The organism is Sphingobacterium prati (assembly GCF_013167215.1).
Taxonomy (GTDB): Bacteria; Bacteroidota; Bacteroidia; order Sphingobacteriales; family Sphingobacteriaceae; genus Sphingobacterium; species Sphingobacterium prati.
In genome coordinates this window covers 617,107-637,612 of sequence record NZ_JABJWY010000038.1, presented here as the reverse complement: position 1 = coordinate 637,612, position 20,506 = coordinate 617,107, and the positions used below count along the sequence as shown (strand labels likewise).

9 protein-coding genes are annotated in these 20,506 nt (G+C 41.8%); all 9 read right to left on the bottom strand.

The window, feature by feature from the left end; genetic code table 11:
- Positions 1-2: 2 nt before the first annotated feature.
- Positions 3-3,116 (bottom strand): DUF6298 domain-containing protein, encoded by a 3,114-nt coding sequence (locus tag HPC41_RS22035; protein WP_216660851.1) that lies wholly within the window; start codon positions 3,114-3,116, stop codon positions 3-5.
- Positions 3,117-3,125: 9 nt separating this feature from the next.
- On the bottom strand, positions 3,126-4,754 hold the full coding sequence (locus HPC41_RS22030) for a polysaccharide lyase (protein WP_172396238.1): 1,629 nt from the start codon (positions 4,752-4,754) through the stop codon (positions 3,126-3,128).
- Positions 4,755-4,763: 9 nt separating this feature from the next.
- Positions 4,764-6,395: a polysaccharide lyase gene (locus HPC41_RS22025; protein ID WP_172396237.1), complete on the bottom strand. Its 1,632-nt coding sequence runs from the start codon at positions 6,393-6,395 to the stop codon at positions 4,764-4,766.
- Positions 6,396-6,514: 119 nt separating this feature from the next.
- Positions 6,515-8,539: a RagB/SusD family nutrient uptake outer membrane protein gene (locus tag HPC41_RS22020; RefSeq protein ID WP_172396236.1), complete on the bottom strand. Its 2,025-nt coding sequence runs from the start codon at positions 8,537-8,539 to the stop codon at positions 6,515-6,517.
- Positions 8,540-8,546: 7 nt separating this feature from the next.
- Positions 8,547-11,807: a SusC/RagA family TonB-linked outer membrane protein gene (locus tag HPC41_RS22015; RefSeq protein WP_172396235.1), complete on the bottom strand. Its 3,261-nt coding sequence runs from the start codon at positions 11,805-11,807 to the stop codon at positions 8,547-8,549.
- Positions 11,808-11,834: 27 nt separating this feature from the next.
- Positions 11,835-12,443: a DUF3826 domain-containing protein gene (locus HPC41_RS22010; RefSeq protein WP_172396234.1), complete on the bottom strand. Its 609-nt coding sequence runs from the start codon at positions 12,441-12,443 to the stop codon at positions 11,835-11,837.
- 177 nt (positions 12,444-12,620) lie between these two features.
- Positions 12,621-16,073, bottom strand: coding sequence for a malectin domain-containing carbohydrate-binding protein (locus HPC41_RS22005; RefSeq protein WP_246250945.1), 3,453 nt, complete (start codon positions 16,071-16,073; stop codon positions 12,621-12,623).
- Positions 16,074-16,120: 47 nt separating this feature from the next.
- Positions 16,121-18,919, bottom strand: a complete 2,799-nt coding sequence (locus HPC41_RS22000) for a glycoside hydrolase family 95 protein (RefSeq protein ID WP_172396233.1) — start codon at positions 18,917-18,919, stop codon at positions 16,121-16,123.
- A complete protein-coding gene (locus HPC41_RS21995) occupies positions 18,919-20,505 on the bottom strand; it encodes a glycoside hydrolase family 28 protein (RefSeq protein WP_216660850.1) in 1,587 nt (528 codons plus the stop codon). The genes HPC41_RS22000 and HPC41_RS21995 overlap by 1 nt, the downstream gene beginning before the upstream one ends.
- Position 20,506 lies beyond the last annotated feature (1 nt).

Genomic DNA, 20,506 nt, shown 5'->3' with positions numbered 1-20,506 from the left:
TGTTATTTCTTATTTAGCCAAATAATTTCTGGCCCTTTTGTATAATTGCTTAAATTAATGTGCTTGCCCAAATTGATCTGCTCCGTTTTGGTAATCGCTCCACTTTTCGGATTAATATGTGTCATTTCAAAACGTCCTTTATAATCGGATAAGTCAATGTCTTCACTTATAGCTTGCGCGCTATAAATAATCAATCCTTGCGCGCTCTTTAATAGCCAAGTACCGTTGTTGACTTGTACAGCTTTCATCGCCGATGCTGCACGATAAAAATCGTTGTTTCCTATTCTAGGCAGATTGGCCATGGAACCGCCAGCCATAAAAACAGCCCAGGCCATTTCGGGATAATTATCACCGTTATACAAAACAGCTTTCTCTGGATACTTTTTTCGGTATTCAGATACGGCTTTGTATACTGCTTCCATCGATGTTTTCTTTGGTTTCAACAATCGTGCATGCTGCCGGGGAGCCAGATTCTGCCCTCCTTGTGGCGCATAGGTGGCTCCATTTGCTTGATAATGCCAATAGCGGATATCAATAACCTGAATTTCTTTGGACCGCTCTGAATCAGCGAGTATTGCATCCTGCACATCTTTCGTTGCACTCAGACCTATAATCGGGTTTTTGCCTGTCTCGGCTTTCCATTCTTTGATCACGTCGATCCAAAACTGAACGAAATGCAGCGGTCCAGTATATTCGGCGCTGATCATCTGAATAACTCCCGAGTTGTCTTTAAAGTTATTTAAACATTGACGGATGTATGCGCGGTGTAATGCCCGGCGAACAGGATTACTGATATCATAGAACTGCTCCGCCATGAAAATACGTTTGTTTCCGGCATAAGAAACAGGCTCTGGAAATCCCACATTGTTAATATTATTGGCGGTCCGCCATGGGAAGTCCGCATAATGCGCACCGGCTTCGATAATATTATGTTGGAAATAATTTTGGTGAATCAAGACTAAACCTTTTTGGTCGGCTAGATTTGCATATTGTTTCAAGCGTCCCCAATAAAATTTGTTATACTTTGTCAAATCATATTTCGACAAACCGTCATACGCTAAGCTCTGGCCGCTGCGCGCAAAGGGCAATTCATAAAACGGTGGCCAAACCTCACCATTGATCCGTCGGATACGCTCGTGATCATCGCGTCTCCGATCATACCAAAGTCCGTAATTGTGATCAATGGCGATAATATTATCTTTTTTTAATGAATCCGTCATCTCCTCAAGATCGTCTGTCAACCCCGTGCCAACCTCGCCAGGAACATAGCGCGTGATATGTGGTTTTGCTTTCTCAGCACCATGTGGCCGAGCGCTACCACTCCACCATGGCACATCCGATTTGGCCCCTACGAGTATTTCATCACCACGTACCAACCAACCGTTTACGACACGCAAATCGGCTTGCTTTTTTGCTGGAGCAGTCTCTTTATAGCCGATTTGATCAATGGTTTTAACCTTAGTTGTCGTGGTATTTAAGGTATAACGCTTGTTCGCTTCAGTAATAAAATCAACCAGCTTCGTCATTGGGTTTATCGACTGTTTTGTCAACTCCATGGCAACACTGACGGGTGGGCTACTGGATGCTTCGGTCAGCACTGGCAACAGTACCGCCCGCTCATCAGCGGCCGGGCCAATCCTTTCGCGCAACTGGGCATAGTACAAACTTTTGGGCTTAATGTATTCATTAGATTGCTCCCAATAGCCATTTCCCTGAAATTGAGACCAAATACCAAAAGCCCAGTTCTGTGCTGTTGGCGGTTGGTAACACTCAACAAGCCCCGCTGTAGATTGCCAAAACACGCTATTTGCCGCTGACCATCCTGCTCCTTGACCGTCTTGACCTCGGTTTTTGTAGCTAAGGGCCTGTGCATCTATATCTGCATTATCAAAAAGGACTCCAGACGCCCAGCTGTCTATCCCACCACTAAAGCTGAATGGCTCCACAGCCTGGCATTGAACAAAAGCATTTGGTCCTGCTGCCAGGTAGCCTACCGCGAAATCGTGATATCCATGTTCGGAATAGAGTCGTTGAAACAGTGTCTGTTGTCCCTTTGTGAAAAAAGTATATCTTCTCTGGCCGCCGATTTCCGAAACTGGATCCAAAGAAATACAATCTTCAACAGTTAATTTTTTAGTACTTGCCAAAGCGTAGACAGCTGATCCTGCAAAATGCCGGAACTGCATGCGACGAACCCATATGTTTTCTGCATTTTCAATCGTAATTGCCATCCAGCGATGGTCTTCGTCTTTCGGATTATTCGCATCGAAAGCAGATTTAAGTGCGATATTTTCTATACCTACATTTTCGATTCTTCCTTTCCAAGTATATTGTTCAACGGTCGCTTGGCCATAGCGTCTATCCAATGCGGTTGTGATTGGCGCATCGATCTCGATACGATTACCTTTCACAGCAACGATCGTTCTATCCCAGGTAACATCGCGTTGCCCGGGCTTCCAGCCTAAGGAGGTAATGCCACCACCAAAATGATCGGTACCAAGCTGATTAATCCAATCCTGGGTAGAAGGCCTTGTAATCCTAATTTTATCTCCAGCTTTATAAGAAGCTGCATTATCAATATCCAATACCCGCGCGTTGACAGGGACGTAAGCACTTGTTACGTTTGTCTTTTTCGCAAACGTGGTATCGTCTTTTCCAAGAATACGGATGAGTGTTTCTCTTGTTGTTCCCTCACCAACGATGACAGTTCCATTTGTTGTGAAGCCACTACCACGCAGAATAACACCTGAGGCACTTAATTTAAGGGAACCGGAAACAGAATAGGTTCCGGCTTGTAAGAGAACAGCGCCGCGCAGTCCATCTTTACCTAAAGGCAAGGATGAAACATAGTCGATAGCAGCTTGTATACGCCCTGTCGCATCGCCTGTTTTTACAGGAACAACGACAGCAATCTGTCCTGTAGGAATAGTTTCGTTGCCCCCTTTATATCCTGCATAGGAAAAATCAGGAATTTGGTTTCCGAGTGAATCCTTATGATAAACAAACTTTGCCTCATCCCATACCAAAGGAGTAGATGCCTTCATTTGTTGTGCATGTGCAGTACAGATAAAGGCATATAGTCCGAGACAAGAAAAAAACAGCATTCTTTTTCTCATGGCTATTTCTTATTTTTTGGGCACGACAGCATCTAATGCTACAACGCCATTTAAATAGTTCTCAATATTGGCATAGCCATTTTTAGCTATTTTTCTTGAATCGTTTGGATCATTTGGATTCAATCCCATGCTTTTTTCTATATCATCGGGAATGCCATCATTGTCTGCGTCTTGGTAAGGTACTCCCTGATACACCGGATACCCGCCTACCTGTGCGATATCAGATATAATCCCCTGCTTGTAGGAATCCGCTGGCAAACGTCGTTTCACATAGGGCGATACAAATCCATGCTGCGTCTTATCTTGATTGTAGTAAACTTTATTTTCAGCAACTTGCTTTATAATCCGTGTATCCACTGCATCTTGCTTTGGCAAAAATGCGCCTACATTTTTAAGGACATAGTTGTAAGCATCTTGTGCCGATAATGTTGTAACGGGAGCCATTGGAAAAGCTTTATCCGCCCGAATTTCTTTTTCGCGGTCGCCTACATTCGGTAGATCTTCAATCTGGATACCTCCAGCCCAATTGTCTTTAGTTACTTTTGGGAAACCCTCTACCACATTTCCATGCGCATACACCTTTCCATATTGATCCTTAAACGCCTTATCTCTTCCAGACTCCGGTTTTAAAATCCGGTATGCGATCGGCTTATCTTTGGGGGTGATTGGCCCCGGTTTATAGTAATTATTGATAAAATTAAATAACGACCTATTGTCACCACCATCAGCACTTCTATTCCACCAGTTCCAAATAACATTATTGACGAATCCAAAGTCTCCATACATTCCTATGGAAGGATTCCGGCTGATATTTGAAGCCCAGAGATTACGCATAAAGGTACTATTCAAGCCGCCTATTGTACTTCCAAAAGCATGGTTATATGCATCCAGACATTCCGAAAATATAGAATTTTGGATCGTAATATTTACTGTAGGTAATTTGAGGTTCTTACCTTCCCGGTCGTATACATGCCGATAGATCGACATATTTTCATCCAAGCCCCAGCTTGCAGATACATGGTCAATCATAATATTGCCGACTACATTTCCTCCTACAGCATCGTCACGGCGCGTTACATCGGTTTGCCCACGACGTAAACGCAAAAACCGCAAGATAACATCATGCGTATCAATTAGAAAAGATTCTCCGGCCACACATACCCCATCGCCAGGGGCTGTTTGTCCAGCAATCGTGATATAGGGAGCCTTAACGACAATCGGTTTCTCGAGTTGAATAATTCCGGCAACGTTAAATACGACAATGCGTGCGCCACCAGCTTCACAGGCTTCTCTCAACGTTCCTGGACCACTGTCCGCAAGACTCGTCACGACAAAAACTTTTCCGCCTCGACCTCCAGCAGTAAAAGCACCGCCGCCTTCTGCCCCTGGGAATGCTTTTACTTTTGCCTGCGGTAGATCGCTCGGTTTGGCAGCCCAAGGAATATAAGGCTTACCTTCGGCCTTCATGGCCTCTTGTGCCTTTTCCCAAACTTTTTCTAAACGTAGGTTTTCCGTATTTTCCCGTTCCGCGGCCAATTTTTTCAGCGAATCTGGTATAATCGGATATTGTGCCAATGCATCTATTGGGCTTATTAGGCCCAATAGTAACACGGTATTTCGATTAAATAACGATTTCATAGCTTTGCTTTATTTAGCAGCCAATTTATTGAGATAAATTTCGATGTTTGCGTAACCCGACGCGGTAATTTTTGCCGAATCACTTGGATCATTTGGATTCAATCCCATTTCTTTTTCTACCGCATCTGGAATACCGTCATTGTCAGAATCTTTGTAGGGCGTCCCTTTATATACTGGGTATCCACCTACTTGAGATATATCGGTAATGATGCCGATCTTATACGAATCCTTTGGTAATCTCCGATGTTCAAAATCTTTTTCAGGCAGCTGAACATTACTTGATAGCTTCACTGGCTTCCCATTCTTCACATCGCCTATCACCCGCGTATCGACAGGATCTCTTTTAGGTAACGTTGCTCCAGCATGCCCGAGTACAAAATCATAACTTTCTTGTGCACTCATCACTGGAAAATGAGCATGTGGAAATTCTTCTTTTGCATTCATCGCCGCAAAATAAGGTTGTGCTTCCGAAAAAGTCATTGCATCCCCTTTTTTATTTTCCAATTGTACACCGCCATCCCAGTTATTTGATGTTACTTTTGCATTACCTTCAACAATATTACCCTTTACATGGGCACGACCAAATACAACATAGGGCAATTTACTTCTTCCAGATTCCGGTTTTAAGATACGGTAACTTACAGGCTGGCTCAACGGAGTCGCAGGACCTGGTTTAAAATAATTGTTGACAATATTGTATGTCGCTTGGTAATCGCCACCGTCAATTGAACGATGCACCCAATTGTAAACCACGTTGTTGTAAAAGTTGAACAAACCATTCCAGCCAATAGATGGATTACGGGCTGCATTGTTTGCCCAGAGGTTACGCATAAACGTACAATTTTCTCCACCTAAAGTACTTCCGAACGCATGGTTCCAGGTATCTAATGCTTCAGAAAAAATAGAATTCTGAATAGTAATATTTACAGTACCGCGTTTCTCCTCTGCCTTTCCGGTACTGTCATTATACATATGACGGTACATGGACATATTTTCATCCAATCCCCAGCTTGCCGAAACGTGGTCGATCATAATATTTCCTACGGGATTACCACCGATCGCATCATCTCGGCGGCCGACATAAGTTTCACCGCGTCTAAAACGCATATGGCGAATCAAGACATCGTGTGTATTGATCCAAACAGATTCACCGGCCACGCACACACCATCTCCTGGAGCGGACTGCCCTGCAATGGTTACATAAGGAGCGCGGATAATTAAAGGGGTCTTTAGACGAATGATCCCGGAAACGTTAAATACAATAATACGCGGACCGCCTTTTTCGCAAGCTTCCCGCAATGAACCCGGGCCATTGTCTTCTAAGCTTGTGACCACATACACTTTACCACCACGTCCACCAAAGGTGAATTTACCGCCACCTTCAGCTTCTGGGAAAGCCAAAATTTTAGCTTGCGGGAGATCATCAGGCCGGCCTGCCCATGGAATATAAGGTTTACCCTGTTTGGCATATTCTTCTATAACAGGTAGGGCTTTTTGCCAAGCTTCATCCGATTGTCTGGTCGCTTTACGCATCAGCTCATCTGTATTCTTCTTGACATCTTCTGGAATTTTGGGATACTGACAAAATGCGATTGATGTAATGAGACTCAACAATGCTGTCAGCGTTATTTTATGTAACATGTTTATCTAGTTAGTAGGATTTATAATTCTATTTCAAATATATGTCAATTGTACATTTATAAAAAGCAATGTATGTCACAATTCACATACATTGCCTTAATATTTTAGGCAAAAGGTACCTATTTTAACGGATCAAAAGTTCCTGCTCCATTCATGCTATCCCACCCTATGGTTTGCTGCAAATAGGGTGATGTAGACAAGGCTGTTTGATTTAGTCCAAAAAAGTAATACTCCGGGTACCACTTAAATTTCCATGGGATATTCGTCGGATCCAAATCATCTTTTTCAGCAACTACAAAATAATTATCATACAGGTAATCCAAATACTGATCCTGATTAACTATTCCGTCAGGATAAGTTGCGGGTTGGCGTTCAATTACTGGAACACTTGAACCATTTCGGACTAACGGATCTGAATTACCGGTATATTCCGCACCATCACTTTTCACCGTAATTAACAAACCTGTTCTTCTTGTTCCATTTAATGGTTTTACACCAATACGTTGCGCAGTAGGTGAATCTTCTTCAAAAAGTTTCCAACGTCTGAGATCATAAAAGCGTTTACCTTCGTACGCAAACTCTAATTTGCGTTCATTAATAATCGCTCCAAATAATTTATCGCGATGCCCTGCAACAGAGGCTAAACCATATGATCCATCTCCAACTTCGATTCCCGCTCGTTTGCGGATTTCAATGATTCCATCTAAGCCCTCTTGTAATTTATCTACACCGATAGCCGACTCAGCTAAATTTAATACCACTTCTGCAAAACGCATTTCCATATAGTCTGTACCACTTTGCTGAAATCCAGCTGCCCCATTTGATGTCGCAGAAGCAGTGGGGTTAGATCCTTTTCGCAGATAGATACCACTGGCGTTAGAACCTTTAGTTTCCGTTGAGACATAAGCACCTTTGCTATTTTTCCAGTAATAGGTCCACTGACGATAGCTCTCTCCATTGGCATATGGAAATAAAGCGCCGTTATAAACGAAAGTCCTGACAAAGCGCGGATCGCGATTTTTATAAAACTTTTTCGCATCATACGTATAGGTAGATGTCGGATCGTCAATATTTTTACCATCTAACATCGGAAAAGCATCAAATAGCTGTTTAGTTGGCGAAATCGATCCTGAACCGGAAAGCTCTCTCGGGCGAATTGCTTGCTCCCAACCACTATTTTTAACAGCTGTTGAACTAGAAGATGCATTATTAAATCCGTAGACAATAACAGCTTCGGGATTATTTACTTCGGTAAACCACATATCCCCCCAAGCTTTGCCTCCTGTAGTGCCCCCGGTTTGAAATAAACCAAAGCCATTTTGTTCGAGCAACGCTTTGGCCTCTGCGTTTGCCGTATATGCCGCTTCCCAACGATCACGTGAATCATTTGGATTGAATTGCGGACTGGCATACGTTAACAGTACACGCCCTTTTAATGCTGCAGCAGCACCGCTGGTAATTCGGCCCCAATTGCCCCCATCCCACTTGCCTGGCAAGAGGCTTTTGGCTAAATCCAAATCTTTCACAATCTGCGCAATACATGCTGTCGTTGTACTTCGAGGAACTGAATTTGCATCACTATCTCCTACTATCGGATTTTGTGATTCAAGAACTAACGGCACACCACCGTACATCCGCACCAATTGGAAATATTGAAAAGCACGCCAGAAATACATTTGACCTTTCAGTTGATTTCGAGTCGCCTCATCAATCCCGCCCTGATCAATTTTTTCGAGAAAGACATTGATCTCTTTCATCCGCGTCCAAACATTATTATTAATATTGGCACTCATGCGCTGACCAAAATATTTATTTGCATGATTATTGATATAGGAAATCGCATTCCATTGCTTATTGAAATCGGTCTCCCCTGCTAATTCATCCGTTGTCTGTGTAAAAGTATTATTATACCCGCCGTTATCTGAGGCATCCTGCGTAGCGACAAAAGATTGTGCATTATTAGCTGGCAAGAACAGGCCATAAACATAATCCACGTAAGCCGTAGCTAAAATAGGATCTTGAAACAAATCCGTTTCATCTACGGCCCCGAAATCTCTTTTTTCCTCTAGAAAGTTATCTTTACAAGCTTGATTGGTCAATAACAGACAACAAAGCCCTATATTTAAAATTGTTAATTTTTTCATTGCTCAATTATAATGTCACGTTAATACCAAAAGAATAAGTTCTCAAATTCGGATATACATCCCATCCACCACCATTGCCATCTTTATAACTAAATGGATTATAAATTGTCAATGGATTCATAGCACTCAAATAGGCCCTTAAATTTGAAACTTTCAAATATTTATTAACCTTATCTGGAAATCTATAGCCGATATTAAAGCTGCTCATCCGCATTTGAAAAGCCGGAACAGTCCAGAAACTCGAACGAACATCATACATGTCTGACCAATTTGGGTTTGGCATATTCCCCATTGGGTTTAGCACTGGATCATAGACATTCCCCCAAAAAGCAGGTAAATTCGTATAAACACGCGAAATATCATTATTCAACGGTTTACGTTCTGTAATTTCATTATAACCTCCGAAAGAACCCGTGATAACTGCTTCGGCACTGATTCCTTTATAACCCGCCTTTAATGTCATTCCAACCGAGTAATGATTGGTATTATTTTTGGCTAATTGAATTTGGTCGAACTCGTTGATAATACCATCCGGGCCGGCAAACGTTCCATCAGCTTGGAGCGCCCCCCGAACGTCACGATAGTAGAGCATACCTGGCCTCAACTTATCGGCCGTCTCATTGAACACTTGTGTGATATTATACTGACTGACGTAATTATCAATATCTTGTTGTGTTTTAAACATCCCCAAATAATCATAACCCCAGGCACCATTGTCGGAAGAAGCATTTAGTTGTGGATTCCACGGGTACATCATATCCACCTCATTATAATTCCACGCAAGAATCTTATCATTTGTCCATGAAAAGCGCGCGCCAATTCCATAGCTAAATTCATTAATTTTATCTTGCCATCCCAAGTCAAACTCAAGACCATAAGTATTCTTTTTTGCAAAATTCTCAGCAGCGACAGAACCACCGACTGAGATTGGGACATTACCTGTACGTTCGAGAAGTAAATTTCGGCCAAAATTATAGTAACCGTCTATAGTAGCCGACAAGCGGCTGTTGAAGAAACGGGCATCGATACCGATATTGTTTTTATAATCATTCGCCCATGTGGCGTTCCGGTTAGCCGTTTTCTCCATCTTCATTCCTGTCGTTGCATCGCCATTTCCTCCAAATACGCCACCTTTTCCGATTTGATAGGTATATCGTTGTTTCCATCCCCACGCGGCGGTCTGATCATTTCCTAATTTACCATGCGATAGGCGCAATTTTAAATAATCCACACCTTTTACATGAAAGAAATCTTCTTCACTGATCACCCATCCTACAGAGATGTTATAAAATTTACCCCAGTAGTTTTCGGGAGCAAATTTGGTCGAGGCATCTGAACGGAATAATACCTCCGCAAGATATTTATCACCATAGCGATAATTCAATCGGCCAAGGTAGCCCAAGGTTCCAGATTCATAAGCCGCTGTACGTCCTTCTACAGTACCAAACGCGGTTCCAAATTGTCCATTTGTATTTTGTAGTGGATCATTTTTCCAAACATCTTCCTGGGATGATTTTGCTTCCGCTTTTTCTACCGAAAATAAACCTGAGAAATTATGTTTTTTCCACTGTTTATCATACGTTGCTGTAAAGTTTGCTTGGTAATTGCTACCGGTCGCATTTGAAAAATAAACCCGATTGCCATTACCAAAAGTAACAGCCTTTTCACCGGATATATTTTCATCAAAAATATGTCCGTTTTCGCCGCTTCTTTGATCAAATGTATACGTTTGATATTTTGTGCCAATTTGATCCCCACGCTCATTTTTTAAATTTTTAGCGTAGGATCCACGTAAAGTCAGACCTTTCAACCAAGGTGCCTGATATTCGGCATTAAGGTTAATACTGAATTGTCTTGAATCAGTTTTTGTTAAATTGCCTAATTTCTGCAATTCAAAATAATGATAGGCCGATAGATCTCCAGCTGTGCCCGGCAGACGAACTGGTAAACCATTAACATAAGCTGGAACATAAGGTGAAGCCAACAACAGGTTTCTGTAATCGTTATCGTCATTTTCGCCACCGATCTTGTTAAAGGTTTTTTGCTGATTACCTGTATTTCCCGAAACCTGCATACCAACCTTAAAATTACTGGCTACCTGGATATCACTTCCTGCACGAAAATTCCATCGATCATAATCCAGTGTACCCAAGTTACCATTCTGTTTGTTATAGGCCACGTTTGCAAAATAGGTTGCTTTATCTGCCCCTCCTGAAATATTCAAGGAATGTCGTGTCAGATAACTTGCTTTCCAGGCATCGTCTAACCAATTATAAGAATGGTTCTTAAAATAGTCCAGCTCATCTTGCGAGAAAAACCATTTGTCAAAACCGCCTGCTTTTGGATCACGGTTTGCTCCATTCGGCCCGTTCATGATATTGAAGTAATTAGCAAATTGATACGCATCCATTACTTTTGTACGGTAGGTCGCATCATTAATGGCATATGATCCATTGTAGCTGATTTTTGGCGTACCCAATTTTCCTTTTTTAGTTGTTACCAAAACAACGCCATTTGCCCCTCTAACACCATATACCGCGGCAGCACCGTCCTTTAAAAAGGAAATATTCTCAATTTCTGAAGCATCGAGATTGTTAAATAGGGTCTGGTCAGGTTGATTTTGCCCATCTACCTGAATCACACCATCAATCACAAATAAAGGAGCACTTGTTCCACCATCTTTTCCTCCACCCATTGGATTCCGTATAATGTAGCTTGGTTTTGCTCCCGGACGACTCGTTCCGCCGCTGACGTTAAGGCCCGCAACCCGGCCCACCAATGTTGCGCCCACATTCGTCGATGGCAGGTCTTCGATTTCCTCCGCTTTAATCGCTACGACAGAGCCTGTCAAATGTGCTTTTTTCTGTGTGGCGTAACCAACAGCAACTACCTCTTCGAGTTCCTGACTTTCGGCTTCCATGCGTATATTCAATACATTCTGGTTTCCAACGGGGATTTCCAGTCTTTTATAACCAACAAAATTGAGTACCAAAATCTCGTTTCCAACAGGCAAGTTCAGCCTAAATGTACCATCTGCATCTGTTGAAGTCGCCGTCTTTGATCCTTTAATGGATATCGTTACTCCGGCAAGCGGTTTTCCATTTTGATCAACGACCTTTCCTGTTATATTTTTAAAAAAGTTTAAATTGTGTTCACTTAGATTTACTCCATAGGAGTATGACGGAATGATCCCGCCAGTCATTATTCCAATAGCCAGCAGTTGTGCTAACCTTTTAGAGGATTTACTCGGGAATATGAGCTGATTCATAATTTGGGTATTAATTTGTTTACTGGGTTATTTTTTTAATCTCGCGGCCCATTTATCGCCTTCTTCCTTTAGGTTATAGCCATGGGACGCTAAATAGTTATTGATTTTGCCTTTATATTTACCAAACCAAGCGTGCTTTTTTTCTGAAGATTCAGCCTGCATCGCAAAATCCCGTGCTTCATACAGCAAACTGTCGATCATATGCACTTCGTCTTTTGTGAGTCGAGGAATCATATCCTGGTAGGCTCTCACAGTATTCGGATAAACATTATAGGTCATACCGTTTTTAACGGCCTCGACTTCTTGATCTGTTAAAACCTCTTTTAGCCGTTTTACAAACGCCTGATTTAAATTGCTGGTTTCCTGCAGCGTCTCCTGCGTGATTTGCTCTTTTAGACTCTTATCGGTATTCTCCTTGATTTTTAAATCACGAAGTGTATAACAAGCGTTTAAAAGATAATACTGGTCACGGATAATGTGAGCTGCTTTTTTTTGTTTGGTCTGATCTTGTAACGCTAATTTTGCTACAATTTTTTCTGACCGATCGGTGATGGTTTTCCAATAAGCGTCTTCTGTTTGACTAAATGTCATAGATACACTTAAAAATAAAAACATGAGTAATGCAAAACGTTTCATAGGCATGAATAGTTTATCCCTTTTTTGGTTATTATTAAACATTAAATAAAGTCCCTTACCTTTATTTTTTTTCTATAAATTCTCAAACAAACTTCAAAATGACATAAAGAATTTTTGAGTCTTCAATATAACTGAAAATTTTATTGACAACCGTCATGCACTATGCTGACATTTACGCTATTTAACCTCTAAATTATCAATAATAACACCCTCTAAATCAGAAGAGTATAGCTTAACAAAATAGGTACCCGCATTAATCATTGTCTTTGTATCAGTATTGATATAATTCCATTTGCCTACACGTGTAGGCTCCAATTGTATTGGAGTTTTAGGCACCAGCACATGCTTATCTTTGTCCAAAATTTCATAATAACCACGACGTGCTTCCTTAAATGGATTATGATACTTAATCGATAACGCATACACATCTGCCGCACCAACCTGAAACTGCCAACCGATATAACCTTCATTATTGTTGAATGCCACACGCTTTTGTCCTGCAAACTCGATTTCGGAAACACCGTCGCGCCAGCTACTTTGATAGGCCTTATAGTTTTTCACCTCTTTAAGGTCATACACGGGCAGCATCCCACTTTGCTGCTGAAATACCAAAATTTCCCCTTGCGTCTTGGTCGTTATGGAAAGCTCTTCTCCGGCCTGCAAAACCTTACGGAATACTGCCAGATATTTCCCTGTATTCAATTGCACACTGTCTTTGGTCTGTTCAAAATCATCTGGCTTGTTCTCCCCCAATAAGAAAACATTGGTAGGCTCTTTAAAGTGTAAGCGATAAGATCTATTGCTATCAAGCTCAAAATAATCTGAACCAAACAAGGAAGAAGGCAAGGAGAAAAATGTTGTTTCAATATTTCCTTCCTTTTTCAGGAAGCTACCTATATCCAGCCAGCTGTGGAGTTTAATATCTTGATTCCTTAATTCAAGATTATAATGCTCTTGATCAAGCGATAAGGTTTTCCTGTTTTCTTTTGATGCAATAGCAATGGCCTGTATCACTGCCTGACCAGCATAAGTACGTGGAAAATTAATAACAATCTTTCCATTCATGACTTTAATAGGATAACTTTTTTTTAAGGCCTGCTGGAATCCAGCATTTTTATAAATATCAAACCGATGTTCCACAACTTGACCATTAATGGCAATATCAAAAACACGATCGCCTTTTCCCGATGAAAACTTCCCGTACCAGGGTTCGGCAAAATACAGTTCGACGAAATAATCTCCATTCGGTAAGTCAAATTGATACCCCAAGTTATCAAGCCCGTAGCGGAACGTCTGAAAAAGAGGCCAGTCCTTCGTTCCTTTGATAGGGTCAAAAATTATCCGTTGACTGGCAAAATTCGTGCTCATCCCATTGAATTTGTCCGCCCATGACCTACTGCCCCAGGCGAGCATGGGCCTATAAGGCTGGTCAGCCCGCCAGTATCCCCCATATTCATCGATATAAGTATCTCCGCCACAATTCACGCGATAGATATAATGATATCCCTGATCTGGTTTTAAAATCTTGGATTGCTGCTGCAAGGCAGCAAAATGTGGACTTTCGGGAAAGTTTTGTAATATAATGGTATCACGGGAAACCACTTTTCCAGCAATTCGTCCTTCAGCATAAAGTACATTGTAAATTACCTTGACGCCATCAAATTCAATATGCTGTCCAAACCCTGGATGTTTCTTCTTTCCAAGCGATAACGAACCGAGATCGTTAAAAAGTTCTATTTCATCACAATTCGAAAAAATACGAATATTGTCTTTTATCCCAGGGCTCAACCAACGATTCGGCCAAGAATGCATGGCAATGTATACCATGGGTCGTTCTTTCTTCCCATAATGCGATAGATACATATAATACGCATCTGTGGGCTCTCCCCAGGGTGTCAACAACCCTTTATAATTAACTGGCCCAATCCGATCAATCTCACGATTTCCTTCTCCTCCTTGGATACGGCCAGGATTATCATGTGAGTTCCAAAGCCATAGATAATGGCCTACAGCGCTATCTTTCACAGACTCTGCCAAACGCACCTTGGTCTGTAAAATATCAGCAAAACGTTCTTCATTGTAATTACTTTCGTTGGGTAGATAGGGTGGTTCGGCATGCATCCCCAGACTTCGCCAGGCACCATATTCCCCAACAAGCTGTTGCTTTTTTAGATCGTCGCCATAGGTTTTTTGATCTCCCCCATAAGTACCGGTCCAATTTTGTGGGACGTCCCAATCAGTCCCACTACCGCCATTACAGGTCGTCACTAAACGTTGTATAGATGCTGTTGGATCTAATTTGCGAATCAATGCAGTGCATTCACGTGCAAAATCTTCCGGAAGCGTACTTTCATTTTCAAGTCCCCATAAAATCACCGATGGACTATTTCGACGTTCACGCACCCATTCTATCAACAATCTCTTAAAGTTCGCTCGAAATACAGGCGTATCAAACCAGATGTGTGCCGCAAGCTGCGTCCATAACAAAATACCATGTTGATCCCATGCCTGTTGATAACGCAGGTTATGTGGCTGGTGGGCATCACGAAAGGAGTTGAACCCGAGTGCTCTGATCTGTTTAATCCGGGAATCGATCTCTTCCTTTTCGAAAGCGTGTGACTGCCCTAATTTATGTTCATACTCCGCAATACCATTTATAAATACCGGTGCTCCATTAACTAAAAGACGTGGATCACCGGATGGTTTTAACCCTTTTGACCAACGAACAGCGCGAATTCCGTAAGGTGTTTCTATCTCGTCTATGATCTGTCGACCTATTTTTAACGTTATTTTTATGCGATACAAATAGGGTGAGGTCACAGACCATAATTGTGGATTGCTAAAAATAAGATCTTTCAATCTAATTTCCTTTATCGCATTTCCTTTAATCTGGTCTTTCGATGTAGATCGAACGATTAATTTTCCCTTTTGGTCCAAAACCTCCGTTATAAGCTCCAGATCTTTATTAACTTGGCTTTTATTACTCACTTCCACGACTTGGTGTACGACCGCCTTCTTATGATCAACAGTTTCATCATTCCAATAATGTTCACCAAAAGGCGTAATAGACACTTCATTTTTGATCAATAGACTCACTGGACGAAAAATTCCCATAGGCTGCGATCCTTCAGAAAATCCCCGTTCTGTCGAACAGCCTCCGTCTACCCAAGGAAGATCCATAATATGTGCCGGATGATCTGCCCGAACGGCCAAAAGATTGGGACTCCCATCCAACTTGATCGCATCAGTGACATCCAGTGTAAATGTGGTTCTTCCTCCTGCATGATACCCTACCCGTATGCCGTTTAACCAAACTGTTGCATAGGATCCTACTCCCTCAAAAAATAAATAGAACCTATTTTTATTCCTTTGCTGTTTTAAAGAAAAGGTTTTTCGATACCAGGAGTAACCGTGTAAATTGCCATGCAGCAATCTGCGATATCCTTCGTAGCTATCCCAATTATGTGGGACATTCACTTTCCGCCAATCTTTATCTGGCTTAAAAGACAAACGGTGAAATCCACCATACCTAGCGGAATCTTTTTGGTCCATTATCGTCAACCAGTCAGTATCCAGAGCAATCGTTTTACGGATTTTTTGACCATAGGAAAACATTCCTAATAATAACATACAGGCACAGCAAAACAGCCTGCTCAACAGCATCAATCTGGTCATCATTATTTCTTTAACTTCAATTCTTGATCAAAGGCATAAGACTTGCCCTTCTTTGTTTTGATTTTTACTTCGCGACTAGCATAACGCAAATGGAGTTCTTCTCCAGCAAGCGATTCAACAGTCACCTCCAATAACTGATTGTCTTTCCATTCCATATTAACCTGAAAAGCCCCCCGCGCTCTGAGTCCCTTTACTTTACCCGTGCTCATTTCCTCTGGCAATGCTGGTAATAATTCAATCCCGTTGATATGGCTCTGAAGCAACATCTCGGTAATTCCTGAGGCTCCACCAAAGTTGCCATCGATTTGAAATGGTGGATGGGCATCGAATAGATTTGGATAGGAACCACCTCCTTTACCCGCCGGCCGCAATAGCATTTTAACCATGTGATAAGCATGCTGAGCATCTTTTAATCTAGCCCAAAAATTAATTTTCCAGGCCAGGCTCCAACCCGTTCCCTCATCACCACGTAGTACCAACGACCGTTTTGCAGCTTCAACCAATTGTGATGTATGCGTCGTATTGATTTCATCTCCTGGAAATAACCCCCATAAGTGAGATACATGACGATGTTTATTTTCTGGATCGTCCAAATCCGTCAACCATTCCTGGAGCTGTCCATGTTGCCCAATTTGGTTTGGTGCTATTTGATCTCGCATCTCCATAATTGAATCCCGCAATTGAACATCTTTACCCAATAACTTAGAACTTTGATCGAAAATATCAAACAACGAACGGATAATCTGATGATCCATTGTAGGTCCTTTGACCAAACCTCCATTTTCTGGAGAGTTTGAAGGCGAACTGACCCACCATCCTGTTGTTTTGTCTTTAACTAAAAAATCTTTAAAAAATAAGGTCGCGTCCTTGATGATAGGATAATATTGCTGTAAAAAGCGTAGATCTTGTGTATATTGATAATGCTCCCAAAGATGGCGCACCAGCCAAGCCCCACCTGTGGGCCATATCCCATGATTGGAGTTATTGATGGGAGCTGTTCCACGCCATATGTCTGTATTATGATGCAATACCCAGCCTCGAGCAGCATAATATTCCTTAGCCGTTTGACCACCAGCTAGACGAAGATCCTGGATCATCTGAAATAAGGGTTGCTGCAACTCAGAAAGATTCAATGCTTCCGTCGGCCAGTAATTCATCTCCAAATTGATATTGGTGGTATATTTACTGCCCCATGACGGTTCTAAAAATGGATTCCAAATACCTTGGAGATTCATGGGCTGACTACCTTCGCGAGACGCTGCGATCTGTAAATATCGGGCAAATTGCATATAAAGTGCTACAAGCCCAGGGTCAGCATGTCCAGCCGCCCGCTGCAATCTACGATCAGTTGGAATTGTATCAAGTTGGTTGCTGGCACCAAGATCTATTGCAAAGCGATGATACAATCGTTGATAGTCTTTTTGATGGACTTGATACAATTTATCTAGATCAAGCTTACATAAGTTCTTGAACCGTGCTAAAGCAGTAGCATCATACTGCTCGTTCAATTCCTGATAAGATTTAAAATTTGTTGCTGCAATCAGATAAATCTGCGCTTCATCAGCCTGTTGTACCACAAGTTGGTCGCCTTCATAAGATATTGTGCCACCTTTCAATTTGAGTTGCAGAAAAGCTGTCCCGCGCATTGAACCATTTTTCACCCACACTTCCAAACGGATTGATGTGCCGTCCATGTGATGAAGTTTAGCGCGCTGATGTTTGGTATTCATTGCAAGTCGAAAAGTAACTTTATTCTTCTGATCAGCCTGCAAGCGTACAGCAATAAAATTATTGGGATGACTCGCAAAATAGGTCCTGCTATAATGCACCCCGTTGAATGCGTAATTGACCCGCACTTCGCCTTTATTCAAATCAAGTATCCGGCTGTAGTTTTCAGCTGCATCGTGATTAAACTGCAGTTTCAACGAACCAAAAGGTTGATAGGATGCTTGATAACTTCCTATTTTCGGACTGTTTTGATCTTGAATATGGTATCTCCACTTTCCCTTCAACGACACAAACCTACCGCTGTTACTTTTTAAACCGATAGCTTGTTTGGGATCTTTATATCCTGCCACACCGCCCTTACCTTCTAGATTGATTACCTGAATAGCAATACTATTCCGCCCTTCACGCAATAACCCCATCGGAATTTGATAGTGTCTCCTGGTTTCATCTCCTACAGAGTGGCCGACGAGCTCGCCATTGATATAAGTATAGTCATTAGTTCGTATTTTATTTAAATCCAATGACCAGTGCTCAGCTAGATCATTTTTTGACAGGTTAAATTCATAACGAAACCAGACTGCTCCGTCTAGGCCTTCAAGCCCCTCTATTTCCCAACCCTCATAATGAGGGACGGTAATATGTGGCCATTTGCTATCATCAAAAGCGAATTCAAAAGGACCATGTTCCTGTTTTCGGATTTTGTCAACCTTGTTTAACCAAGCGGTAGGGTCTTCGGATTCACTTTTAACTCCCATAAACTCCTGCATCGCCAAAGACTCTGCTTCTTTCTGGCGACCTTGATCCAGTAGTTCTCGGATCTTTTGAAGATACGCTGATGCTCCTTTTTTATTATAATTCCGTGGGCCGTCGGTCCACAAGGTCTCTTCATTAAACTGTATTTCCTCATTGCTAACACCACCATAAATCATGGCTCCGAGGTGGCCATTCCCAATAGGCAAAGCCTCTTCCCATTGTGTAGCAGGATGATCAAACCATACGCGCGACTGCGCAAAAGCTGGGCGCAAGGAGCATATCGATAAAAACGACCATAAGATATACAGTTGTAAGCGCATTATTTATTGTCTGAAGGGTTTATATTTGATGTTAACTGACCACTTTTATAAGTTCCACGGAGGACTTGCTTTACGCGAGCCAGATTATTGCCCTGTACGTAAATTTCTTCATTTGCGGAACCAACTAAATCCAGAAACACGCCTGTTCCTGCTGAAGGGAAACAGCTTTGCACATTCGCCGATTTACAGTTTTCCAGTTCGATTAGTGATTTCTCCACTGCAGGTGTCGTATTTTTCACATTCAAAATATGCAGTTCCTTACTGTTGTTGGCAGTCAACAAAGCTCCTTGTTTGATGACCAAGTTTACATTGTTTAATGTCAAGCCATTCACGTTAATAGCCGAAAAACCTGTGTTCCCCTGCATATTAATAGCTGAAAATACTACATTCTCAATTGGCATCTCCTCCAACCCCCGCATATATCCAACACGATTGGTTGTCCCTGATAGATTGTTAATAAAGATATTCCTGAACTTAGGTGTACGTTCGCCGACAGGCTCGATCTCAGTTTTAGCATATTGCATATCCATCACAACGGCTTGATCTCTAATGTTGCGCATGACAATATTGGACACTTGAATATTTTCGACGATCCCGCCTCTGCCCCGAGCAGTCTTAAGCCGTATACCACGATCAGTGCCATCAAAAATGCAATTGGAAATAACAATGTTTTTAACACCGCCGGACATCTCACTTCCAATCACAACGCCACCATGACCACGAAGCATTGTACAATTTGTAATCGTATAATTTTCGGCTGGGATGTTAATTTTTCGTCCCGAACGATCCTTTCCTGATTTTATCGTAATGCAGTCATCCCCCACGCTAATATGGCAATTAGCGATGCGAACATTGGAGCAAGATTCTGGATTAATACCATCTGTGTTAGGAGATGGAGGATTATCTATGGTCACACCATCCACTGTGACATTATCACAGTATTGGGGATTAATTGTCCAAAATGGTGAGTTTTGAATTTTAATATCCTTGATCTGTACATTTTTACAATTTAAGAATTGTATAAACGGTGGACGTAGAAAACCTCTCTCGATCCATCCCGGAAGATCTGGAGCTAGTACATCCTTATTGAGGCGTTTAAACTCTTTTTGCCATTTACTGTCTTCGGTTTGTTTTTTAACCTCAACCTCGGAATAGCCCCACCACTTTTTACCATGTCCGTCGATAGTACCACGTCCTTGAATACTAATGTTTTCTAGGTTATTGCCATAGAATAATGGTGAAAAATTGGTTACTGCAGTTCCTTCCCATCGCGATTCCACCATCGGTAAATAATCATCAAAATTATCACTAAAATGCAATTCAGCACCAGCATCAATATAAATGGTGATATTACTTTTCAGATGAATTGGACCTGTTATATATTTTCCCGCCGGGAAATAGATGGTTCCTCCTCCTTTATTTGCAGCTGCTGCAATAGCCTTTTTGATAGCCAATGTATTGCTGCCAGTACTGTCTTTCCGCGCACCAAAGTCCATGACATTTAGCCAAGTTTGTGCCTGTAGACCCAACATGGATAAACAAAAGAAAACTGTTATTAATCCACGATGATAGTTTTTTCTGATCATA

Bases quoted from the DNA above. Each gene is read 5' to 3' on its own strand.
- HPC41_RS22035 (WP_216660851.1), bottom strand. From the start codon at position 3,116: ATGAGAAAAAGAATGCTGTTTTTTTCTTGTCTCGGACTATATGCCTTT.
- HPC41_RS22030 (WP_172396238.1), bottom strand. From the start codon at position 4,754: ATGAAATCGTTATTTAATCGAAATACCGTGTTACTATTGGGCCTAATA.
- HPC41_RS22025 (WP_172396237.1), bottom strand. From the start codon at position 6,395: ATGTTACATAAAATAACGCTGACAGCATTGTTGAGTCTCATTACATCA.
- HPC41_RS22020 (WP_172396236.1), bottom strand. From the start codon at position 8,539: ATGAAAAAATTAACAATTTTAAATATAGGGCTTTGTTGTCTGTTATTG.
- HPC41_RS22015 (WP_172396235.1), bottom strand. From the start codon at position 11,807: ATGAATCAGCTCATATTCCCGAGTAAATCCTCTAAAAGGTTAGCACAA.
- HPC41_RS22010 (WP_172396234.1), bottom strand. From the start codon at position 12,443: ATGAAACGTTTTGCATTACTCATGTTTTTATTTTTAAGTGTATCTATG.
- HPC41_RS22005 (WP_246250945.1), bottom strand. From the start codon at position 16,073: ATGTTATTATTAGGAATGTTTTCCTATGGTCAAAAAATCCGTAAAACG.
- HPC41_RS22000 (WP_172396233.1), bottom strand. From the start codon at position 18,919: ATGCGCTTACAACTGTATATCTTATGGTCGTTTTTATCGATATGCTCC.
- HPC41_RS21995 (WP_216660850.1), bottom strand. From the start codon at position 20,505: ATGATCAGAAAAAACTATCATCGTGGATTAATAACAGTTTTCTTTTGT.